20 protein-coding genes are annotated in these 22,984 nt (G+C 67.7%); 2 read left to right on the top strand and 18 right to left on the bottom strand.

Translation table 11 applies throughout. The annotated features are described in order from the left end of the window. Window positions 1-99: 99 nt before the first annotated feature. Window positions 100-957 (top strand): transposase, encoded by an 858-nt coding sequence (locus WC815_21135; GenBank protein ID MFA5911287.1) that lies wholly within the window; start codon window positions 100-102, stop codon window positions 955-957. Between the two features lie 57 nt (window positions 958-1,014). On the opposite strand, the gene WC815_21130 is transcribed toward WC815_21135, so the two are convergent. The 3 genes from WC815_21130 to WC815_21120 are packed head-to-tail and all read right to left on the bottom strand — an operon-like array spanning window position 1,015 to window position 3,212. Then, window positions 1,015-1,665, bottom strand: a complete 651-nt coding sequence (locus WC815_21130; protein MFA5911286.1) for an ankyrin repeat domain-containing protein — start codon at window positions 1,663-1,665, stop codon at window positions 1,015-1,017. Between the two features lie 30 nt (window positions 1,666-1,695). Continuing rightward, on the bottom strand, window positions 1,696-2,706 hold the full coding sequence (locus tag WC815_21125) for a M28 family peptidase (GenBank protein MFA5911285.1): 1,011 nt from the start codon (window positions 2,704-2,706) through the stop codon (window positions 1,696-1,698). Next, complete coding sequence (locus WC815_21120) at window positions 2,703-3,212, bottom strand: GNAT family N-acetyltransferase (protein MFA5911284.1); 510 nt, start codon at window positions 3,210-3,212, stop codon at window positions 2,703-2,705. The genes WC815_21125 and WC815_21120 overlap by 4 nt, the downstream gene beginning before the upstream one ends. A gap of 93 nt (window positions 3,213-3,305) precedes the next feature. Here WC815_21120 and WC815_21115 point away from each other — a divergent pair, with 93 nt between their 5' ends. After that, on the top strand, window positions 3,306-5,765 hold the full coding sequence (locus WC815_21115) for an ABC transporter permease (GenBank protein MFA5911283.1): 2,460 nt from the start codon (window positions 3,306-3,308) through the stop codon (window positions 5,763-5,765). On the opposite strand, the gene WC815_21110 is transcribed toward WC815_21115, so the two are convergent. The 15 genes from WC815_21110 to WC815_21040 all read right to left on the bottom strand — a co-directional run bounded on the left by WC815_21110 (window position 5,762) and on the right by WC815_21040 (window position 22,980). Continuing rightward, window positions 5,762-6,454, bottom strand: a complete 693-nt coding sequence (locus tag WC815_21110; protein MFA5911282.1) for a S8 family serine peptidase — start codon at window positions 6,452-6,454, stop codon at window positions 5,762-5,764. The two genes, WC815_21115 and WC815_21110, sit on opposite strands and share 4 nt — an antisense overlap. Continuing rightward, entirely contained in the window at window positions 6,451-8,178 is a 1,728-nt protein-coding gene (locus WC815_21105) for an ABC transporter ATP-binding protein (protein ID MFA5911281.1), read from the bottom strand. Before WC815_21105 ends, WC815_21110 begins: the two co-directional genes overlap by 4 nt. A 4-nt stretch (window positions 8,179-8,182) precedes the next feature. Then, window positions 8,183-9,289 carry a hypothetical protein gene (locus tag WC815_21100; protein MFA5911280.1) on the bottom strand — a complete coding sequence of 369 codons (1,107 nt, stop codon included), beginning with the start codon at window positions 9,287-9,289 and terminating at the stop codon, window positions 8,183-8,185. A 5-nt stretch (window positions 9,290-9,294) separates the two neighbouring features. Continuing rightward, entirely contained in the window at window positions 9,295-9,636 is a 342-nt protein-coding gene (gene qhpC / locus WC815_21095; protein ID MFA5911279.1) for a quinohemoprotein amine dehydrogenase subunit gamma, read from the bottom strand. Then, entirely contained in the window at window positions 9,633-11,090 is a 1,458-nt protein-coding gene (gene peaB, locus WC815_21090; protein MFA5911278.1) for a quinohemoprotein amine dehydrogenase maturation protein, read from the bottom strand. The genes qhpC and peaB overlap by 4 nt, the downstream gene beginning before the upstream one ends. Continuing rightward, a complete protein-coding gene (gene peaA, locus WC815_21085; protein ID MFA5911277.1) occupies window positions 11,087-12,784 on the bottom strand; it encodes a quinohemoprotein amine dehydrogenase subunit alpha in 1,698 nt (565 codons plus the stop codon). The genes peaB and peaA overlap by 4 nt, the downstream gene beginning before the upstream one ends. Before the next feature lie 100 nt (window positions 12,785-12,884). After that, window positions 12,885-14,264, bottom strand: a complete 1,380-nt coding sequence (locus WC815_21080; protein ID MFA5911276.1) for an FAD-dependent monooxygenase — start codon at window positions 14,262-14,264, stop codon at window positions 12,885-12,887. A 332-nt stretch (window positions 14,265-14,596) separates the two neighbouring features. Next, complete coding sequence (locus tag WC815_21075; GenBank protein ID MFA5911275.1) at window positions 14,597-14,995, bottom strand: type II toxin-antitoxin system VapC family toxin; 399 nt, start codon at window positions 14,993-14,995, stop codon at window positions 14,597-14,599. Then, entirely contained in the window at window positions 14,980-15,228 is a 249-nt protein-coding gene (locus tag WC815_21070) for an antitoxin VapB family protein (GenBank protein ID MFA5911274.1), read from the bottom strand. The genes WC815_21075 and WC815_21070 overlap by 16 nt, the downstream gene beginning before the upstream one ends. Before the next feature lie 54 nt (window positions 15,229-15,282). Continuing rightward, window positions 15,283-16,104, bottom strand: a complete 822-nt coding sequence (locus WC815_21065) for a TIGR02757 family protein (GenBank protein MFA5911273.1) — start codon at window positions 16,102-16,104, stop codon at window positions 15,283-15,285. A 223-nt stretch (window positions 16,105-16,327) separates the two neighbouring features. Continuing rightward, the gene (locus WC815_21060) at window positions 16,328-16,516 is read right to left on the bottom strand and encodes a DUF2892 domain-containing protein (GenBank protein ID MFA5911272.1); all 189 of its coding nucleotides are present in this window, start codon (window positions 16,514-16,516) and stop codon (window positions 16,328-16,330) included. Window positions 16,517-16,533: 17 nt separating this feature from the next. Then, window positions 16,534-17,292, bottom strand: coding sequence for a universal stress protein (locus WC815_21055; GenBank protein ID MFA5911271.1), 759 nt, complete (start codon window positions 17,290-17,292; stop codon window positions 16,534-16,536). After that, entirely contained in the window at window positions 17,289-20,483 is a 3,195-nt protein-coding gene (locus WC815_21050) for an efflux RND transporter permease subunit (GenBank protein ID MFA5911270.1), read from the bottom strand. The genes WC815_21055 and WC815_21050 overlap by 4 nt, the downstream gene beginning before the upstream one ends. Next, the gene (locus tag WC815_21045; GenBank protein MFA5911269.1) at window positions 20,483-21,622 is read right to left on the bottom strand and encodes an efflux RND transporter periplasmic adaptor subunit; all 1,140 of its coding nucleotides are present in this window, start codon (window positions 21,620-21,622) and stop codon (window positions 20,483-20,485) included. Before WC815_21045 ends, WC815_21050 begins: the two co-directional genes overlap by 1 nt. A gap of 29 nt (window positions 21,623-21,651) precedes the next feature. Next, complete coding sequence (locus WC815_21040) at window positions 21,652-22,980, bottom strand: TolC family protein (protein MFA5911268.1); 1,329 nt, start codon at window positions 22,978-22,980, stop codon at window positions 21,652-21,654. Window positions 22,981-22,984 lie beyond the last annotated feature (4 nt).

Genomic DNA, 22,984 nt, shown 5'->3' with positions numbered 1-22,984 from the left:
CCTGCTGTCGGTTTTTGACTACTCGACACATAGGCAATTCAAGATCTGGCCTGAATCTAGGATAATTCTGGCGGCAACCGTCTTGATTGTGGGGATGGCATGGCCAGGCGTCCCCGACTTCAACTCAACGGCGCGATCTATCACGTGATGTCTCGCGGGAATCGCAAGTCACAGATCTATGACGACGCGATTGACCGCCAGCGATTTCTCGACATCGTAGCCATCGCGTCCGAGCGGTACGAGGTTCGCGTTCTGGCCGACGTCGAGATGGACAATCACTATCACCTTGTACTCGACACGCCGAGAGGGACCCTGTCGGCCGCAATGCGCTACATCAATGGGGTGTACACGCAGCATGTGAACCGACGTCACCGTCGAACGGGTCACGTCTTTGAAGGGCGGTTCACTTCGCGATTGGTCGACAGCGATTTGTATCTGCGGACGGTTGTGAGATACGTCGCGATGAATCCCGTCGTCGCAGGCTTGGTGACAAATCCAGAGGACTGGGCCTGGAGCAGCTACCGGGCTACCGCCGGGTTGGCCAAGCCGCATCCGTTTCTCCACCTCGACTGGATGGAGTGGGTGTTCGGTTGCGGAAGCCGGGCCGCAGCACAAGCATTGTACCGGGCCTTTGTAAAATCGCCGGAGGCGACCAACGACGCGACCGGCGCGGACGTGGTGGGCTCAGCGGCGTTTGAGTCGGCGGTTCGACGGCACATCGGTGAATCGATGGCGCACATCGCGCTTCCCCGGGCATACAGATCTCTAGCGCGGCCACCCGTAGAGGAACTGTTCAAGGACGTGGGCTTCTCCAGAAACAAGCGCGACGCGATGATTCGCCGTGCACACGTGGTTCACGGATATCGGCTGTCAGAGATTGCTGAGCATCTGGGTCTGCACCCAAACTCGATGTCCAAGGTCTTGCGGCGCCTCAAGAGTCTCAGGCATTCGGGGTGATTGACCGGCACCTGTCCCCAATCATCCCAGACTGTGATTTTCTTGACCTGACCCCAATCATCCCTTGTCGAGCCAGTCGGCAAGGTCGGGGTGGCCCTTCTCTCTCGCGAGGTCGATGCTGGTCTTGCCGGCGTCGTTCGGCAGCCTCGGATTGGCGCCGTAGGCCACCAGTAGCTCCGCCATCTCGCGGTTGCCGCTCGACGCAGCTTCGTGCAGCGGCACGAAGCCCTGCTGCTGCGGGACATTCGGATCGCCGCCCGCCTGGAGCACCGCGCGGATGATCTCCAGGTTACGGCTGGCCGCGGCCGCGTGGATTGGCTGCACCTTGAACGGATTCCTCGCCACGGCGTGAGCGTCGGCGCCGGAGGCAATCAGGGCGCGGACCGCGTCGAGATGGCCGAAGTATGCAGCCAGGCCGATCGGATAGAAGCCGTCCTGCGCGAACGCGGACACCAGGGCCGGGTCCTCCTTCACCAACGCCGTAAGACGGTCGACCAGGCCCAACGCGCTCGCATCGAAGATGTCGATGGGCGCGCCCATCTCCACGAGGGCGGCGGCCACCTCAGGGCGACGGTGGTAGATGGCGATGAGAATGCCGGAGACGCCGTTGGCGTCCCGCGCGCCAGCGCGGGCGGGCCGGTCGCGAACAAGCCGCCGCACCTCGTCGAGGTTGCCGCCCTTCACCGCGTCAAAGAACGCCTGCTCCATGACTCCCCCTTCCGGGCGTGGACCGGCCGGCTACTTGGGCGGCACCACCGTGGTGGCCGCGTCCAGCTGCAGCACGGCGTCGAGCACCGTTTCTGCCACGTCGACGAAGAACCCGCGGTTGATCTTGTCGGCGGTGTCGGTCGGCTTGTGATAATCCGCGTGGTCCTCGACGCCGAAATAGATGAACGGAATCTGCGCGGCGTGGAACGGTCCGTGGTCCGACTGGTTGGTCCAATCGTCCACGCCGCCCGCGATCGCGACCGGCTTGTCGTGGCCGAACAACACGGTGATGGGCGCCCGGCGGGCGACCGCCTCGAGCGGCGCTTTCAGTTGCGGCCAATGATGGGTGCCGGCAATGAAGATCTCCCGCTTGTCGTTGCGGCTCACCATGTCGAGGTTGACGTTAAGGACGATGCGCTTCCGCGGCAGCGGCGGCGACGCCACGAACACCTTCGCGCCCTGCAGGCCCGCCTCTTCCGCGTCAAAGGCGGCAAACACCACCGTCCGCCGGAACGGCGTGCGCTGACAGTGCTCGGCCACCGCCAGCATCACTGCAATGCCCGACGCGTCGTCGTCCGCACCCTGGTAGATGGCGCCGTCGCGCACGCCCAGGTGGTCATAGTGCGCCGACACCACGAACACCGGCGCCTTGGTGTCGGTGCCGAGACACAGCCCGACGACGTTGGCGCCCTCGCCGTTGACGCGGCCGCTCATCGTCATGCGCGTGAAGGTGAATGGAAACACGTAGCTGCCCGACACGGGCTGCAGCCCGACGCCCTTGAAACGCTCGAGGACCCACGCCCGCGCCGCCAACCCTCCCGGGGATCCGGCGGCACGACCCTCGAACTTCGGATCCGACAGCGTCGTCACCGCCTCCATGAGGCGATCGCTGTCGATGCGCAAGGCGGCGGTGCGCGGGGCCGTGGTGGCGCGTGATTCGCGCTGCTCGTCGATGCGCCGCGCCTCGAAGCGCCCGGCCACCTGGAACCAGATAAGTCCGGTGGCGACAATGCTCAATCCGATGACTCGGCGTTTCTTCATAGTGGCATGGCCATGACGCGATCCGTCTGCGGATCGGTGCCGAACAAGAATACGTGTTCGCCGACATCGACGAAACCACATTTGCCGTAGAAGGCCAGGGCCCGCGGATTGCGCTCCCAGACGCCCAGCCACACCGTGCCGGCGCCGGCGGCCCGGGCCTCGGCGGTCGCGCGATCCATCAGCGCCTGCGCGATGCCGCGGCCATGCCACTCGCGCGTCACGTAGAAACGCCACAGCTCGATTAGCCGCTGACCGCGAACGCAGTCCGGAGCGTCGCCGGTCCGCAACTGCGCATAGGCCACGGCCTGGCCGCCCTCCTCCACCAGCAGGGTGATGATGCCGGGGCTGGTCAGCTCGGTGGTCTGTTGCGGCACGCCGTAGGCGCGCTCCAGGTGGATGGCCATGTCGGCGGCGTCGTTGGCCGAGGCGAACGTGTCGAAAAATGTCCGGCGAGCCAGGGCGGCCAGTCCAGCGGCGTCGGCGGCCGTGGCGCGGCGGATAGTCATGGCCAGAATCGTAACCGAACGGAACCCGGCTCCGCATTTCTCCGTAACGGTGTCTAACGCCATCAGGGTCTCGAACGCCGGAGAGGGCACGCCATGGGATTTTGGGAAGACCTTCGCTTCGCCGCCCGCCTGCTGGTCAAGGACAAATGGTTCACCATGGTGGCCGCGCTGGCGCTGGCCCTCGGCATCGGCGTCAACACCACGGTGTTCACGTTCGTGAATGCCGTGCTGATCCGCGGCCTGCCGATCGACGAACCAGACAGCGTGATGGCCATGCGCTCGTTCGATCCCGTGCGCAACCGCGAGATGGGCGTGTCGTACCTGGATTTCCGGGACTGGCGCGAGGCGACGCGCACTTTCGAGTCGCTGGCCGCGTTTACCAGCACGACGGCGAACGTCAGCGATGAGGGTCAGTTGCCGGAGCAATTCAGCGGCACTTACTTGAGCGCCAACGCCTTCAAGGTGATGCGCCAGCGGCCGGCGCTCGGTCGCGATTTTCTTCCTGAAGACGACCGCCCGGGCGCGGTCGCCGTCGTGCTGATCGGGCACGGCATGTGGCGGAACCGCTACGGCAGCAACCCGAATGTGATCGGCCGCACCATCCGGGTCAACGACATTCCGTCGGTGGTGATCGGCGTCATGCCCGAGGGGTTGAAGTTTCCGCAGAACGCGGACCTGTGGCAGCCGCTCGCGCTGATCTCCGGACTGGAGCAACAGAAGCGCAATGCGCGCGGCCTTTCCGTCTTCGGCCGGATCGTGGCCGGCGCCACCCGTGACCAGGCGCAGAGCGAACTGATCAACATCGGCCGCAAGCTGACGGCGGACTACCCCGACACCAACAAGGACGTGCAGCCGAAGGTGCAGACCTTCAATGAGTTCATGAACGGCGGTCCGATTCGCGCCGTGTTCCTGTCGTTGATGGGCGCGGTGGCCTTCGTGTTGCTGATTGCCTGCGCGAACGTGGCCAACCTGCTGCTGGCGCGATCGACGCAGCGCGGGCGCGAGATCGCGGTGCGCATCTCGCTCGGCGCCACCCGCTGGCGGGTGGTCCGCCAGTTGCTGATCGAAAGCGTGCTGCTGGCGTTGATCAGCGGGGCGATCGGCCTGGCCATTTCACTGGTCGGCATCCGGCTGTTCGACCAGGCCACCCAGGATGTGGGGCGGCCGTACTGGATCCAGTTCACGATGGATCGCAGCGTGTTCGCGTACCTGGCCGCGATCTGCTTCGGCACGGGCGTGCTGTTCGGGCTGGCGCCGGCCCTGCACATCTCGAAGACCGACGTCAACGAAGTGCTCAAGGAAGGCGGGCGGTCGGGCACCGCGGGCGTGCGCGCCCGCCGTTGGACCGGCGCCCTGATGGTCGGCGAACTGGCGCTCACAGTGGTGCTGCTGGCCGGCGCGGCGTTCATGATGCGGAACTTCCTGACGCTCTACAGCCTCGACCTCGGCATCGACACCTCGAAGTTGCTGGTGATGCGGCTGGCCTTGCCCGAACGCAAGTATCCGGCCCTCGAACAGCGCCTGGCGTTCTACCAGAATCTCGAGGAGCGGCTCAAGTCCAACAACCGCATCGAGTCGGTCACCGTCACCAGCAACGCGCCGATGCAGGGTGGCTTCCTCCGCCGCCTGACGCTCGACGGCAAGCCGCTCGAGCAGGGCCAACAGGCGCCCAACGTCACCATGCTCACGGTCGATCCGCGCTACTTCGAAACCATCGCGGCGCCCCTCATCCGCGGCCGAGGGCTCACCGCCGAAGACGGCATGACCGGCCGCGAAAGCGCCATCATCAACCAGCGCTTCGCGCAATTGCACTTCCCCAACGAAGACCCGGTCGGCCGGCGCCTCACCCTGAGCATCGATCTGCAGGGCGGCGCGGCGCCGGCCGGCGGCATTCCGGTCTCGCTCACCGCCACCATCGTCGGCATTGCGCCGAACGTGCGGCAGCGCGACTTCCAGCTGCCGGATCCCGACCCGGTGGCCTACCTGCCATTCCGCACCGACCCGCGCGCGTTCATGACGCTGCTGGTGCGCAGCCAGGGCGATCCGAACACGATGGCGCCCATCCTGCGCGAAGAGGTCCGCGCCATCGATGCCGACCTGCCGCTCTTCGGCATCCAGACGATGGATCAGTCGCTGGCGCAGGCGCGCTGGCCATTCCGCATCTTCGGATCGATGTTCGCGATCTTCGCGTTCATCGCGCTGGCGCTGTCGGCGGTTGGTCTCTATGCCGTCACGGCGTACTCGGTGACGCAACGGACGCAGGAAATCGGCGTCCGCATGGCGCTCGGCGCCCAGTCCAAGCAGGTGACGTGGCTGTTCCTGCGACGATCGTTCGTGCAGCTGGCAATCGGGCTCACCATCGGCGTCGCCGGCGCCTACGGCGTGGGACGGCTGTTCCAGAGCTCGCAGCTCCTGGTCCAGACCACCGCCGGCGATCCGGTGACCATCGGCGGGATTGCCTTGCTGCTGGCGGTGGTCGCCGTCGGCGCCTGCGTCTGGCCGGCGCGCCGCGCCACTTACCTCGATCCGCTGATCGCGCTTCGGCGCGACTAACGGATTCGCCCAGTCCAACCGGTCGCCACGGCCCGCGCGAGCGTGCCGGCCGCATCGGCGCCGCCCTCCCGCTCGAGCAAGGCGGCGAGCAGGCCGCTGACGTTGGCGACGGCGAAGCTGAGGCCCTTCAGGTTCTTCTCCGGCGGCACGCCAGGAATAGGACGGGGATAGCCGGACGCCAGGAACGAGACGTCGTCGCCGGAGTGCGCCGCCACTCGGCACTCCTCGCGCGGCAGCGTCCAGTCGAGCGTCACGCTCCACACGCCAGGCAGCGTGCCCGGCAGCCACGACACGCCGTCCTGCGCACCGGCGGCGACGACCACGCCGCCGGCTTCGCGAAGCCTGGAGACCACGGACGTGAGCGCCAGCGCGTGTTGCTGATTGGTGGTGCCGAGGCTGAGGTTCACGATGTCGGCGCCCTGCTGGAGCGCCCACTCGCAGGCGGCGACGAGCGCCTGACCGCTCGCCGCCAGCTCGCGATCGAACACCTTCGCAATCAGCAGCTCCGCAGCCGGCGCCTTTTCGCGGATGACCGCGGTGACCGCCGTGCCGTGACCGAGGCGGTCCACGTAATCGGCGTGGACGTCACCAGAAGAATCGATGCCGACGCCGCCGCCCACCCCGTTCACGTGCGGATGCGCGGCATGGACGCCGCTGTCGATCACGACGACGCGGACCGGACGGTTCATGCGTCGATGCCGGCGGGCCGCTCGATCTCGAAGAGCCGGGCAAACACACCGGGCCGGGCGGCCAGTTCGTGCGGACGGCCCTCGTCCACCACGCGCGAGCCCTCGAGGACGATGACGCGATCGGCGGCCATGGCGAGCTCCCGGCGATGGGTAATCAGGAGCGTGGTGCGGCCCTTCATCACCGCCTGGTAGCCGTCGATGACCTGCCGCTGGGAGACGGCGTCAAGCGCCGCAGTTGGCTCGTCGAGCACGAGCACGGCCGGGTCGGCGAGGAACGCGCGAGCCAGCGCAATCCGTTGCCGTTCGCCGGCCGAGAGCGCCAGGCCGCGCTCGCCGACCAGGGTGGCGTAGCCGTTCGGCAGCGATTCGACGAAGCGCGCGATGCCCGATGCCTCGGCCGCCCATTTCACTTCCGTGTCAGACGCCCCGGGCCGCACGTACCGGATGTTGTCGCCCACGCTCGCGTAGAAGAGCGTCGGCTCCTGCTCGACCAGCACGACGTGCTTCCGGATGTGTTCGAGCTCGAGATCCCGGAGGTCATGGCCGTCGAGCCTCACGACGCCGCTGTCGGGATCGAGCAGGCGCGTGGCCAGGTAGGCAATGGTGCTCTTGCCGACACCGCTGCCGCCGACCAGCGCCACGCACTCGCCCGGCTGCGCGGTGAACGAGACGGCGTCGAGCACGCGCGACTGACGGTCGGTGCCGAGGGTCACGGCCTCGAACGCCACCTCACCGCGGCACTCGGGCAACGGCCGGGCGCCGGGGCGCTGCTGCACGTCCACCGGCGCATCGAGAATCTCGCGCACCCGCCCCCACGACACCTTGGCCGTGGTGAGGCTGGCATACAGCCCCATCAGCGCCTGCGCCGGCGCGAACACCCGCATCTGGTAGGCGAGGAAGGCGCCCATGGTCCCGAGCGTGAGCGTGCCGTCGATGACGCGAAGACCGCCGTAGAAGAACGCCACCGCGGACCCGATCGACAAGACCGTGCCCGGCAACCCGCCGGCGAAGTAAGTGACGCGCTGCATGCGCATCAAGGCGTCGATGAAGGCGCCGTTCAATCCGCTGAACCGCGTCCGCTCGCGCTGTTGCGCGTTGGACGCGACGATCAGCGACGTCGCCTGCAGTGTCTCGATCAGGAAGCTGCCGATGTCGCTGCTGCGCTGGCGCAGGTCGGCAATGCGGCCCTCCAGGCGCCGGCGGTAGACGCCCAGCGCGATCAGGCTGATCGGCAGCGGCGCCAGCGCCACCAGCGACAGCCGCCAGTCGAGCCAGACCATCATCACCAGGCTGCCGGCGAGGAACAGGACGTTGCCGACCCAGGCCAGCGCCGCCTCCGCCGCCACGCGCTGGATCTCGCTGATGTCGTTGTTCAGCCGCGAGACGATGTCGCCCAGCCGGGTGCGGGCGTAGAAGCGCGGCGACAGGCGCTGCAGGTGCGCATACATCGACAGCCGCATGTCGAAGAGAATCTCCGCCGAGACCCGGGTGTAGCGAAGGCCGCTCACCACGTTGAGGGCGAAGCCGGCCACACCGAGCACGGCGAACATGAGGACAATGCGCCGCAAGGCCGCGGCGTCGCGGCCGACCAGCGCGGTGTCGATGAGATCTTTCGAGAGGTACGGCATCGCCAGCGTCGCCGCCGTGCTCACGAGGCTGATGACCAGGACGAGAACGAGGCGTCGCCAGTGGGGAACGAGATAGGCGAACGCTCGTCGGTCCACGTGCTTACTTCTTGGGCAATATGAAGAGATTGGTGGTCTGGTCGGCGTTCATCTCGATGGTGCGCAGGAGCTTGTACGACGTCGAGTCATAGACGTCGATGGTGGCGCCGGCCTGGAACACGTACAGGAGGCGGCCGTTCGATGACACGCGGAGGGCCATGCGCGGACGCCCCTCGAACTCGGTGCGGCTGATCAGCTTCCGCTGCGCGACATCAAAGGCCCAGAACTCGTAGCGGCCGATCTGCTGCATCAGCCCGTAGCCGCGCTTGCGGTCGGCGGTCATCGCGAAGCCGACGCCCTCGGCGGGTCCGATGGGGGTGAAATCGATGCTCTTGCCGACGAGGTTGACCCGGCCGATGCCCATGATGCGGCGGTTCTGGACCGGATCCTGGATCGTGAACAAGCCGGTGAAGAAGCCGGGGTCGTCGTTGAAATCATCGACCTGCCCGAAGCTGATGCGGCCGAGTCCCGACTCAATCGGCTGGCTCAACGCCCAGGTATCGACCTCGGTGAAATTCTGCGTCTCCAGGATCAGGACATCGTCGCCGAAGAAATACAGCAGCTTGCCGTCGGGAGAGAAGCGGATGTTGACGCCCTCGCGTTCCTCGCCCTTGGGCCAGGGAATGGTCCGGGTGATCTTCTTCTGCGCGAGGTCGTACAGCTGCAGTGAAATGTCGCCAATCTCCCAGCGATCGATCTGCTTGGTGGCCGAGCGCGTGAGCAGGATCAGGAACCGCTCGAGCGGATCCACCTGCAGGCCGCGAATCCGTACCTGCTTGTTGCCTTCCGACAGCGTGAAAGTAGACAGCGTGGTCCGGGTCGGGATGTCGACCACTTCGATCTTCTCGAGCGTCGAGTCGAGCACGTAGAACTTGGTCCGCGACTGGGACAGGGTCAGCGAGCGCGGAATGCCCGTCTGCAGCTTGATGTCGCCGATCTTCTGTTCGGTCGTTTCATCGATGATCTGGATGTCGCCGGCGTAGGTGCCGATGTAGAGCAGGTGATCGCCGCCGGCCGGGGAGGGGCCGCGCGCCGGACGCTGCGCGTGGGCCGTGACGGCCCCGCACGCGAGCGCCAGCACGATCAATACCTGCGCGAAACGGGATCGCATGGCCATCACTTCTTCTCGTCCGGGAAGATGAGGTCGATCTTGCGCCAGTCTTTCTGGGCGGCCGCGCACTTGGCGGTCCAGTCCGGCGCATGGTTCAACTGGTCCGGCACCTGCGCCGGCCAGTAGCAGCCCATGTGACAGTCGAACAGGTCGCGCTCCACGGGCTGGCACAGCCCGGCGGTGCCGCCGTTGCGGTCCGCTTCCCAGCCGGGCGAGAACACCAGCGAGCAGCCGTTTGGAATGTGCGGCGGCTCCGGTTGCTGTGGCGGCCCTTGCAGGGCCACCACGTCCTTGGTGACCTCTTCCATCCGCGCGGCCTTGCGATTGATCGCAGTGAGATGCTTCATGACACCTTCTCCGTCGGTTCGTCGTCGAACTGCGTGAGGAATGCGGGGTTCTTCCCGGCCAGCTCGCCGTAAATCTCGAGGCAGGTGTGCGTCCAGCCTCGAATCCACTCGCAGTAGTGCAGGTTGGGACTTTCGGTCGATCCGTAACGCGTATTGGCTTCGTGATAACAGCCGCCGGCGCAGATCGGTCGCGCCCAGCAGGTCGAGCAGTCGGTCTTGTTGGCGATGTGATGGGCATCGAGAAACGCCTGCTGGCGCTCCCACGACACGCCGTCCTTCACGGTGCCGAGGCCGTGATCGTCGGAGCCGGCGAAGCGGTGGCACAGGGCGACGCGGCCGTCGGTGGACACCCCCATCAAGCCGATCCCCGCACCGCACGGATACGCCTTGGCGTGGCCGTGGTGGATTTCCTGCAACGTCTCGCGGACGTTGGAGAAGCCGTGGTGCCGGTTCTGGAGCGAAGCCTCGAGGTAGTCGGCCGCGAGCGCGCGGAACTGCTCGAGCAGGTGATCGAAGCCGCCATCGGAAATCGCGTAGTCGCGGCCGGGCGCGGTCGTGACCGGGGCGAAGCCGACCTCCCAGAAGCCGAGGTCGTCGGTCAGGTGCTGATAGATGCGCCGCACATCGAGCGTCTGGCGGGTGAGCGTGACGCGCGCGCCCACGGGCCGCGTGCGATGCCGCTGCAGCAGCGCCTTGATCTTCGGCGCCGCCATCGCATAGCTGCCCTGCCCGTTGTTGAAGACGCGGAACTTGTCCTGCATCTCCTCGGGACCGTCGATCGAGATGGTGACGCCGACGCGCTCGTTGGCCAGGAACTCGATTACGTCGGGTTGCAGCAGCGTCGCGTTGGTGGTCAGGCTGAAGTCGAACTCTTTGCCCACCTCGGCAGCCCGCTGGCGCGCATAACCGATCGTCGCCTTGAGCACCGGGAAGTTCATCAGCGTTTCGCCGCCGAAGAAGGTGATGTGCGCGTGCTTGTTCTCCCGGGATTCGCGCAGCGCAAACTCGACGCTGTCGCGCGCCGTTTCCTCACTCATGAACTTCGGCTGCTGGCCGTTCTCGGTATCGACGATCTTGTCTTCGCCGTACTCGTAGCAGTAGGTGCAGGCCAGGTTGCACTGGTTGGTGACGTTGACCACCAGCGTTTGCAGCGGGACCGGGCGCAGCGGCACGATCTTCGGCAGCGGCGCAGCCGGCACCGACGGCTTGTCGCGCATCTCCCCCAGCGCGCGGACCCGCTGGAGTTCGGCGATGGTGTCGGCCACCTCGGCCGCGTCGAAACGGTCCGACAAGTCGCGCGCGAGGTCGGTCAGCGGCTGCGGACCGGCGCGAAGGGCCTGCAACACGGCCTCGGAACAGTCGTCCAGCGCAAACACCGCGGCGCTCGGGACCAGGTAGAGATACCGGAGGCCCGCCGCTTCGAACGAGTGGAACTCCCGGAGGCCAAGAATCATTGCCCCCCGGCCGATCGGTCGAAGCGCATGTACAGGGGCACGGTCACGAGCAGGTGAGCGCGGGCACGGATCGTGGCCGCCGACCTGCCGCCGCTCGCCTCGGCCGCGTACTTGGCCACCACCCACACGTCGCCAATGTTGTTGCGGCTGCCCTTTCGCACCGGGTTGGGACCGTCGACGTTGGGCGTGAAGCGTCCAGTCGCCGCATCCAGCGTCCCGACGTGCTTCACGTCGTCATCGTCGTAGGTGGCCGCGTACTCTTCCATGCTCCAGGCCGCATCCACCAAGCCGAGATTCAGGTCATCCGGCGTGTCGGGACGGCCGTCGGCGCCGTTATGGAAGGCCCACGCCTCGAACTGCGCGAGCATCTTCGGGAACATGCTGCCGCCGACACGGGCCATGGTCCAGTCTGGCTTGACCTTGATGGCGTCGACGCGATCGTACACGACCACGGCCTTCGACTTCGACGCGCCGGCCACGTACAGATCCCGCGCGCCGAGCGATGCGTTGGCGGCGACGTCGATGGCGGCGGCCGCCACGTCAGGGGTGACGCTGACAATGCGGCTCACGGTGAGGCCGGGGCCGAGGTCGATGTCCTGAGGGCGCAACGACGAGGGCAGGTTGGCGCCGTAGATCTTCAGCTCCTGGCCGGCGGCGCCCTGCTTGAGCGCGGCACGATCGGTCCCGAGTACGCGCGTCTCGGCGCCAACGCGCTCGAGCCGAACGTCCAGGCCCACCTCGTCGTAGCCGCCGGTGAACCAGCGGCCCTCGATCTGCCGCCAGTCGCGATCGACGGACATCACTTCGCGCATCGCCGAGTCGGCGCCTGCCGCGGTAGTCGAGCGGCCGCGCCACTGGAAACCGGTGTAGACAACCGTCCGGCCCGAGCGCGTCACGGTTTCGCCCGTTCGCGCCACGCGGTACGTGATCGACGTCGTGAATTCGTCCGGCGCCGCGGGATCCGCGGCAATCGTCACGCGCCCGTAGATGGCGCCCTTGCCGGCGTCCCAGCCGCTCAACGTCCACGTGCCGTCGAGCCTGGCCGGCCGCATGGTGGCCGACCACGCGGTCCACTCGGGCGTCTTCAGCGGGAAGGCGGGAGCGAGATGATCGAGCGCCTTCTCCACCGGTTGGCGCGTGTCGGGCGGACGGCCGTCGGCAGACGGGTCGCGCGGCGGCGGACCGTTGCGGCGGAACACCTGGTTGTCCACCAGGGGATACCAGCCGCGGTGCATCGCGATCAGCAGGTCCCACTCGCCGCGCGTGCGCCGCTGCGAAATGACGCGCCCCATCGAGTGGCACCGGTTGCAGGTCGATTCGGCGTCGGCGCTGGCGGAGTACTTGTAGTCGATCAGCCGGCGCTCGACCTCGAACGCGGCCGGCTTCGCTTCTTCAGGCGCGAGGCCAAGATTGTCCGAGAGGTACTTGACCACCTGGCGGGCGGTCTGCGGATCGATATTCAGCCCGTTGAGGGCGGCCATCCGCTGGATGATGGTCTGCCAGCCTTCCGGCGTGTGGCGCTGGAACGAGATGCGCGACATCTGGCCCTTGTCGTCGGGCCTGTGGCAGGTGCCGCACGCCTTCCGGACGGTGGCGTCCGTAATGGGGATGCCGTCGTCGGGCTTGGCCGTGGGTGCGGCCGGTTGCTGGGTCGAAACCGCACCAGCCAGCACGGTCACCAGCAGCATTGCCATCACTGCAATTGCTCGGGTCGCCTTCGTCACGTCGGGCCTCTTTGTGGGCAAATCGCCAGATCACCAAATCACGAGATCACCAAGTCCGTGAATTTGGCGCTCATTGTGACACAAACCAGCGTCGCGCAACCGCGGTGGCCAGCGCGAACAAGAAGTCGTGCAGCGCCACCGGACCGATCGTCCGGCAGTACTCGTCGAACAGGTCCGGGACTTGAGCGAACCGTGGCCCCAGGTCCCGCAGCGCCACGACATCCACGCCGCGGACGAACCGAATCGGGCCATCGTCGCAGACGATGGCGGGCTCGAGGACGATTTCATGGCCGCGAACGGCCGGGTGCGGCTCGATTCGCGCCTCGCCCAGGCTCAAGTGGATGCTGGTGGCCGACCTGAGCCGTTCGAACGCCTCGCGCACGGCAGCGGTGTCGACGTGCGTGGCAGCCTCCGGCGAATCCGATCGATCGCGCCAGAACGCATGCGGATGCGTCGGCGCCGCCTCCGCCAGGAACAGCCTGCTCATCCTTGAGTAGTGACCTTCGATTTCCTGTTCCCGACCGGAGAAGAAGCCGAGCGAGTGCGCGCGCATCGCCGGCCGCGTCAGGCTGGTGTGAACGGCGACCGCCGCCAGCCAGCCGGACGCCAGCGCCTTCTTGACGCCGGCGGATGACAGGGGATCGATGAACGAGCCGGCGTCGCCGGCGAGGAGCCAATGGTCGCCGGCGTACTGAACGGCACGATAGCCCGACGCGTCCCAGCCCCACGGGCCGTCGATGCACGAGGCTGCGCTCGCCAGATCCCTGAACGCCGATGTCTTGGCGATCTCCGCCAGGTATACCTCTCGGGCCGGCGCATCGCGGACGAGGCCGGACCGCTGCGGGTCCACCATCACGGCAATGTGACGGGTGCCGGGAGAAGTAGGCACCGACCACGCCCAGCCGGACTCATAGGATTCAATGAGCGTGTGCGTGTCGTCTGGAACCGGCCAGTCGCCGTCGCGCGTCCACGAGGCGGCAAGGGCGACCGTGCGCGGGCCATCGTCATAGACGCGGACGCTGTTCAGGCGCGCGAGGACGCCCGATCGACCGGTGCCGTCGATCACGAAGCGGGCGAGCTGCGGCTCCAGGTCGCCTGCGCCGATCGCACGGTGTTCGATCGCGACGCCGGCCGCGGCGGCCTGTTCGAGCAGCACGCGCTCGAGGACGTGCATACTCGCCTGCCAGCCGCGCGCGCCGTCTGCGAACGTCTCGACACGCGGCTCCGGGCGGCCCCACCACACGGTGTTGCCGGTCGAACGCACGAACCCCGCGCGCTCGATGGCGTCGCCGACGCCGATGGCATCGAAGAGCTTGTGGCAGCTTGGGGGGATGGAGACCGCGAGGCGCGATTCCCCAGCCGGCCGCGTGATCAGGCGGACCGAGTGCCCCCACGTGGAGAGCAACCGCGCGGCGCTCGAACCCGCCGGTCCGCCGCCGAGCACGAGCACATCGGGTGTTTGGACGATGGCAGGAATTATTCCACGGGCCGAACGTGCCTGTCAGAAAGTCAGCCGCAGATGACGCCGATGACGCAGAGGCGAACGGCCCGCTGCGCCGGCTGCGCCGGCGCCACACGGAGGCCCGGCGAGACCCGGAGGTGAGTCATCACAAGTCACTCACGGACTCACCTCCGGGCCTCGCCGGACCGCCGGTCGGCCGGAGGCCGACGCGGGCCGTTGCAGCTGGGGCACGCGTCTGCGGACTGCGGTTGCCGTTTCTGAATCGGCGAAATCTGTGGAATCTGCGGCCGGATTTCAGGAGCTAGTCGGGTCGAACCGACTCAGTAACTCTCGACTTCGAGCCCTGGCACTCTGCGAAAGTGCTCGACGTTTCTCGTCACGACCGGCATCTCGTAGGCGAGTCCGGTCGCGGCGATCCAGAGGTCGTTCGCGCCGATCAGGTTGCCGTTGTCGCGGAGGTGGCGATAGGCGCGGCCGAACTGCCAGCTCACCTCCGGCGTTGGCGGCAGCACGTAGAAAGGAGCTAGAAAGGCTTCCCATCGCGCGCGGTCCCGCATGGAAATACCTGAAGCTATCTCGCCAGCCACGACAAACGGAAGATAGAGACGCGCGTCGTGGTTCTGCTCGAGGAAGGCCACCGCTGGGCCGGGGACGCCGCGATGATGCGCGCGCTCGAGATCGATTAGAAAGGTGCTCTCGAGGATCAGCGCCCGGCCCATTTGTCCTCGGGCGGTACATCACGCTGATTCAGTTCATCGATACGGTCCAACTCGTCGGCACGCAAGTGGACCCGCCGGGCGCCCAACAGGTCGAGCAGGGCCCTGCCGGTAATGGTGTCCTCGGGCCAGGTCGCTCGCATCACCACCTCGCTAAACGACTCGTCGCGATAGCGGCGGGCGGCGCTGAGCCGGTTATATGCCTCTACTTTCAACGAGATCGTCTTGGTGGCCATATCTCAATATGCACATTGCACAGATGCCATGTCAAGACGATGTTTAACAGTCAGTTACGGACGACAACATCCTTTAAGTGGACACTGTGAATCGCCCTGCTTCTTGCCGAACCCGCACGCATTCATCATGCCCAGGTGGCAGATCGAGAAGTCGAACTTCACGGGATCGATCGGATCGAGCCCGCGCAGCGACTTGGTGATGTCGGCCGCCATTCGCCAACCCGGGCTCTTGAGCTTCGTCAGGCGCAGACACTGCCCCACGCGAATCACGTGCGTGTCGAGCGGGACAATCAGCTGGCCGGGCTGCACGCGCGACCACACGCCGAGGTCCACCTGATCCTTCCGCGCCATCCAGCGCAGGAAGAGGTTCAGCCGCTTGCAGGCGCCGCCGGACGAGGGACGGGAGAAGAAATAGGCGACACCGGGCTGGGGCTTCGAACGACCGTAGACTGCCGTCTGATTCAGCGCCAGGGCACGCGTCGAGAACGACTGCAGCGCGTCGCCGACGTCGACCGCGCCGGCTGCCAGGCCGGCAGCGAAGAACCCCTCGAGCGACCCGGCCTCGCGAATCATCTGGTGCATCACCCAGACCAGCGCCGCCATGTCGGCGCCCTTCGTCCACCGGTGCACCAGGTGGTCGAACTGCTTTCGATCGCGAGCGGGATCGAACGCGCGCACGAACGCCGCCGGCGACGGCCCCATCACCTGCAGCATGCCCTCGATGGAGTTGAGCACGCTTTGGACGCGGCCGAATGCCAGCGCCGCGGCGATGAAGCCCACTACTTCCCGGTCGTGGGGTTGGTGGTATCGGTGGATGATCCAAACCGGATCGGCCACGGCACGCTCGACGTTGTAGCCGGCGTAGAGTGCTTCCAACGAGGAGCGAAGATCGGGTTTGGCGGGAGCGGGCATCCGGGCGTCCTCAGCGTACAGGGAGTCGCCCGAATGACCAACCGTGCCTAGCAGCCGTCCTTGGGCGGTCCCGGCTCACCTTCCCGCGACCCGCGCGGGTGAGGAACCGCTCACGTCGGCACGCCGAGACGCGGCAGCACCCACCACTGCAGGGCCACCCACACGACGAGGAAGATCAGGGCGTTGATCATCCGCGCACGCCGGCCTTCCGCAAGATCGCCATCATCGGGCACCACTGCGTAAACGCCGACTGGAACAGGTTCAGTCCCACAAACAGCGTGAACCACAGGAAGTTCTGGTTGACGTAGATCCCGAGCAGCACGCTCGCGGCCACGAAGCCACCGGCAATCATCCTCAGCATTTGTTCAACGTTCATATCGCTCTCCGTCCATCTTAGTTCTTCGTTGCCGGTTGCTGGTGCGGCGGCACGAACAGCACCGGTCGCTCGCAGGCGCCGAGCACTTTCGCCACCGGGTCGGTGATCGACCACGCCGCGTGACTGCTCCCCATCTCCATGACGACGAGCGACGCGCCCTCCATGACATCGGGCTGGCAGCGCGTGACCGATCCGCCGGGAATGACGCGGCCCTTGAAGGCGTCGGCCAGTCCCTGGGCCACCAGCAGCCCGTCGGAGGCCGGCTCGATGCCTTCGCCGACCAGCACAATTCGGTCGAAGCCCACCGGGGCCGCCGCGCCACCGGCGCGGGTCACCAGCACGGGCACCGCGGCGCCGCGCACGATGCGCTCGGCCACCGATCCCAGCCACCAGCGGCCTGGCCCGCTGCGGCCATGGGTCCCGACGACAATCAGGTCGGCTGACGCGGCGGCGTGCAGGATGGCGTCAACCGGCGGCTCGTCGGCGATGCGTGCCTCCACCGGCCACGGCGTCGCCGCCGCCACGAACTGGGCGAGGTGACTGGCGGCCGCGGTCTCCGACAGGCGCCGCTCGGCTTCCAGCCTCGTGATCTGTTCGAGCGTGAAGTACGGCGGCGGGTCGAACCGCTCGGCGTGAATCGCGCTGAGCCGGGCGCCGAATGCCGTCGCCACCGCCCCCGCCAGGGCGGCCGCGCGGGCCGACGCGTCGCCGAAGTCCACGGCGACCAGCACCACCTTCGGCGGGAACTTCCAGGCGACGTTGCCTCGTGTGCTCATGACAGGGTCTCCAACGGCTGGGTCATCGCAATGGGCGCGGCGTGCTCGCGGCGCGCCGCCATGTAATACAGGACCGGCACCGCCATGCGCGACAGCAGGAGCGAGGCCACTTCGCCCGCCATCAACGAGATGGCGAGGCCCTGGAAGATCGGATCGAACAGGATGACGCCCGCGCCGACGATGACCGCGGCCGCGGTGAGCGCCATCGGCCGGAACCGGACCGCGCCGGCGTCCACCACCGCCTGCTCGAGGGGCAGGCCGTCGCGCAGGCGCAGCTCGATGAAGTCCACCAGGATGATCGAGTTGCGGACGACGATGCCGGCGCCGGCGATGAAGCCGATCATCGACGTGGCGGTGAAGAACGCGCCCATCGCCGCGTGCGCCGGCAGGATGCCGACCAGCGAGAACGGGATCGCCGCCATGATCAGGAGCGGTGTCTTGAACGACTGGAACCAGCCGACCACCAGCACGTAAATCAGCAGCAGCACGGCGGCGAAGGCCAGGCCGAGGTCGCGGAACACCTCGATGGTGATGTGCCACTCGCCGTCCCATTTCATCGCGTACTTCGAGGTGTCGAACGGCTGCGTGGCGTTGAAGACGTCGAGCCCGTAGCCTTCGGGCAGCTCCAGGCGCGCGAGCGCCTCGTTCATCTGGAGGATGGCGTAGACCGGGCTCTCGTTCTCTCCGGCCAGGTCGCCGGTCACGTAGGTCACCGCCTGCAGGTTCTTGTGATACAGGCTGGCATCTTCCGGCGTGCGCACGGCCGTGGTCAGTTCGCCCACGGCGACCGGCCTCGTGCCGCTCAGCCGGATGGATTGAATCGCCTCGAGGCTGCGATCGGCCCGCGGCAGGCGCACCACGATGGGCACGTCCTCGCGTGACTGGTCGTCGTGGAGCAGGCCCGCGGACTCTCCCGATCCGGCCATGCGCACCACCGCGGCCACCGCCGCCGCCGACAGGCCCGCCGCGGCGGCCTTTTCCCCGTCAACCGCCAGCTGGACCTTCGAGTGCGGCTCCTCCACGTACCAGTCGGTATCGACGACACCAGGGGTCTGCTCGAAGATCGCTTTCACCTGCGCGGCCACCGCCGTGCGCCGCACCGGGTCCGGCCCGTAGACCTCGGCGACCAGCGTCTGCAGCACCGGCGGGCCCGGCGGCACTTCGGCGACCTGGATCGTGGCCCCGAACTGTCTGGCAACTGGCAGCAGGCGTTCGCGCACGCGCCTCGCCACGTCGTGGCTCTGCTCGCTGCGCTCGCCTTTCCCGACCAGGTTCACCTGCAGGTCGGCCAGGTGCGGCGCGCGCCGCATGAAGTAGTGACGCACGAGGCCGTTGAAATTGTACGGCGCCGAGGCGCCGACGTAGTGCTGCACGTTGACGACAGCGGGGTCTTCCAGCGTGGCCGTGGCCAGCGCCGACGCCACTTGCGCCGTCGTCTCGAGCGCGGTGCCTTCCGGCATGTCCACCATCACCTGGAACTCGCTCTTGTTGTCGAACGGCAGCATCTTCACCGTCACCAGCTTGAGCGGGACGAAGGCGACGGCCGCGAGCAGCAGCGCCGCCACGCCAGCCAGGAAGATCGCGCGCATCCGCGCACTGGCAATCAGCGGCCCCATGACCCGGCGGTAGAGCCGCGTCAACAGGTCTTCCTCGCCATGGTCGTGGTGCGTCTCCGGCTTGAGGAGCCGCACGGCCGCCCAGGGCGTGACCACGAACGCAACGACGAGCGAGAACAGCATCGCCGCCGAAGCGCCGATCGGGATCGGCCGCATGTAGGGCCCCATGAGGCCGCCGACGAACGCCATCGGCAGGATCGCCGCGACCACGGCGAGCGTGGCCAGGATGGTGGGATTGCCCACTTCGTCGACGGCGCGGAGGGCGATCGCCGCCAGCCCGCCCGACTCCCCGGTGCTCATCCGCGCGTGCCGCACGATGTTCTCGACCACCACGATGGCGTCGTCCACGAGGATGCCGATCGAGAAGATCAGCGCGAACAGCGTGATGCGGTTCAGCGTGTAGCCGTAGAGAAAGAACATGAACAGCGTCAGCGCGAGCGTGACCGGAATCGCGATGAGTACCACCGCGGCTTCGCGGCGGCCCAGGACCAGCCAGATCAGCGCCGACACCGAGAGCACGGCGAGCAGCATGTGCCACAGCAGTTCGTTGCTCTTTTCGGCGGCGGTCTCGCCGTAGTCGCGCGTGACGGTGAGGTGCACGTCCGACGGCACCAGCGATCCCTTCAGGGTGTCGAGCTTCTGCGTGACGTGATGGGCAACATCGATGGCGTTGGTGCCCTTGCGCTTGGCGACGGAGATCGTCACCGCGGGGTGAGCGCCGGACTCGCCCGACTGGAAGGTGACGTACGACGAGGGCTCGGCGTCGCCATCAACGACGTCGGCGACGTCCCGCACGAGCACGGGTCGTCCGCCGGCGGCGGTCACCACCGTGTTGCGCACGGCATCGGCGGTGCGCAGGCGGCTGCCGGCCTCAACGCCGGTCATCTGGCCGGCGGCGACCGGACCCGACGCGGTGCCGAGCGCGTTCGTGCGCCCGATGGCCTGCTGCACGGCGAGGGGATCCAGCCCGTAGGCCGAGAGCCGCGCCGGGTCGATGTCCACGCGCACCTGGCGGGGCCGTCCGCCGATGAGCATCACCTCCGATACGTCGGTGACCTCGGCGATGGCGTCGCGCAGTTGCGCGGCCAGCGACCGCAGCTGGTCATCGCCGTAGCGCTCCGACCACACCGTGACCGCCAGGATCGGCACGTCGTCGATCGACCGCGGCTTGACGATGGGTCCAATGACTCCGGGCGGGATGCGGTCGGCGTTCGCCGCCAGCTTCTGGTTGAGGCGGACCAGCGCCGCTTCCTCAGCCTCACCCACCTTGAAGCGCACGACCACCATCGACTGGCCCGGGCTCGAGGTCGAGTAGACGTATTCCACACCGGGCACTTCCCACAGCAGTTGCTCCATCGGCCGCGTCACGCGCTGTTCGATGTCGGCGGGCGTGGCGCCCGGCATCTGCACGAAGACATCGACCATCGGCACGATGATCTGCGGCTCTTCCTCGCGCGGAAGGGCCACCACCGCCAGCGTGCCGAGGGCCATCGACGCGAGAATGAAGAGCGGTGTCAGTTTCGAGTGAATGAACGCCGCCGCCATCTGGCCGGCCGCGCCGTAAGTCCGCGCCATTACCGCCCTCCCACGCTGACGCGGCGGCCGTCAGTAACCCCCGGGGCCGGAGCCACGATCACCGACTCTTTCTCGGAGAGGCCGGCCAGCACTTCGTTGCCCCTGAGGTCCACGAGCCGGGATCGCGCCACGCCGTTGTCGACGACGAATACCGAGGTCACCTGGCCGCGCTTGACGATGGCGTCTGCCGGCACGGTCAGGGCCTTTCGCGTCGTCCCTGCGAACCTCGCCCGCCCGAACAGTCCCGATCGCAGGCCGGACGAGTCCGGCAGCGACACCTTGACGAGGAACGCGCGGGTGTCGGCGTCCACGGCGCGGCTGATCTCCGTGACCGTGCCGCTGACCGTGGTGGTGGCGCCGCCAACACCCGAATCGAGCGCGACCGGCACCGTGGCGCCGGGTTGAATCTGGCCGACGCGCGACTCGTCTACGCGCACTTCCAGTCGGAAGCCGCGCGTGTCTTCAATTCGGAGGAGCGGCGCGCCGGGCGACGCCATGTTGCCGGTCTCGACCAGTTTCTCGGTTACGACGCCGTCGAACGGCGCGGTGATGACGGCAAACGACTCCGTCGTGGTCGCCGCCTCGCTGGCGGCACTCGCGCCCTCGATGGCCGACTCGGCTTGCTGGGCCCTCGCGGCGGCTCCGGCGGCACGGGCTTCGGCCGCTCGCAACGACGCGGTCGCGTCGTCCAGTTCCTGCGCGGTGGCCGAGCGCTTGGCGTGGAGGCCGGCAATCCGCGCGTGAGTGGCACGGGCGAGGACCAGGCCTGCTTCGGCCGACTGCCGTTCGGCGGCGGCGGCCGTGGAGCCCTGGCCGGCCGCAAGTGCGGCGGCCCGGGCGCCGCGAGCGCCGGCCGAGAGGTCGCGCCCATCGAGCACGATCAGCACTTGTCCGCTGCGCACGCGGTCACCAGGTGACACGCGGACCTCGCGGACGGGCGCCAGGATGCGCGCCGTCAACGTGGCGGTCGTCCGCGCCTGCACGACGCCGCCGGCCTCGATGGCCTCAGCGATTTCCGCCATCGTGACCGGTGCGACCGTCACCGCAATCGGCGCGGCCGCGTCGGCAGGCGCCTTGTCGGTTGGCGCGGAGCATGCCGCCAGCCCGAGGCTGAGCAGCGCAACAGCGGCGCCTGTCATAAGGGTGTGTCGTCTCGAAATCATGTCGGTCATCGCTTTCCCATTGCGCGTTCAAGCGCGGCGGTTGCGGTGAGCACGTTCACCTGCGCCGCGATTTGTTGAGTTTCGGCACCCTGCACGGCTTCCGCCGCGCGCAGCAGCGAGGCGGCATCGGTCAGTCCGCTTTCATAGCGGTCGCGGATGATGCGCCGGCTTTCGCGCGCCTGGTCGGCGGCGGCGCGGCCCACGGCTTCACTGGCGCGGGCGGCATCGAGACGGGCCAGCGCGATCTGCACATCCAGCCGTGCCGCGGTCTCCGCCTGTCCCCGCTCGAGGCCGCGCCGCGTCGCCTGCTCGCGCGCTTCGGCGAGCCGCGACTGATCGGCGAAGCCGTGGAACAGGTTGATCCTCGCAACGGCGCCAACCACCCAACTCGAGGCGCGCGAGTTCCAGCCGCCGCCGTTGAGCTCCCAGCCGCCCTGCGCCGAAACCTGGGGCAGGAAGCTGGCGCGGGCGGCCGTGACGGCGGCACGCGCGAGTTGCTCCTGCAGGGTCGCCAGCGTGACCTCCGGACGGTTCTTCACGGCCTCGGCTTCGAGCGTCGCCGAATCGGCGGCGACGCCAGCGGCCGTGGGCACAACCGGCTCGAGCATGAAGACGGTGCCCAGCGGCTCGCCAATCAACTGGTTGAGCCGGGCCCGCGCGATTCGCTCTTCGGCAGTGGCCTGCACCTGCTGTTCGAGGGTCCGGGCCATATACACATCGAGTTGCAGCACATCCGCGTCGGTGACCAGGCCCGCATCACGCCGGTTGCCCGCCAGCTCGCGATCCGCGCGCGCGGTCTCGACGGCGGCGGCGACCGACCGGACAGTTGCGGTGGCCATCAGCACGCGGCCATAGGCGTCGGTGACGGATTGCGACAGGCGTTGGTCCACCAGCAGCCGCCCGGCGGCAGTCAGGTCGCGGCCAATGCCGGCAGCCCGCACGTTGGCCCTGGTGGCGCCGTCAAACAGCGACTGCTCGACCGTGAGGCCGGCGCGGAAGTTGTTCACGGCATCCGGGTGATTGAGGGCGGCGAGCGCGAAATCGGCGGCGGTGAACTGCCGTTGAGCCAGCAGCGACCCAAACACAAAGACCGGCAGGTTGCCGCGTTGCCACGATTCGGTGAAATCCACCTTCGGGAAGTAGCCCGCGCGAGCCTGGATCAGGCGCTCCGCGGCTTCCCGCTCGGCGGCGGCTGCCGACCCAGCCTCGGGATTCTGGGCGCGCGCCCGGGCGATGGCCTGCGTAAGCGTAAGCGGGGATGGGGTTTGGGCCGCGGCGGGCGCAGCCAGCCCAAGCCCGGCCACCAGGAGTACGGTCGAGAGGCGTCGTATCATCTCC

It is taken from the genome of Vicinamibacterales bacterium, from assembly GCA_041659285.1.
Taxonomy (GTDB): Bacteria; Acidobacteriota; Vicinamibacteria; order Vicinamibacterales; family UBA2999; genus 12-FULL-67-14b.
This window is presented reverse-complemented; position numbering and strand designations above follow the sequence as displayed.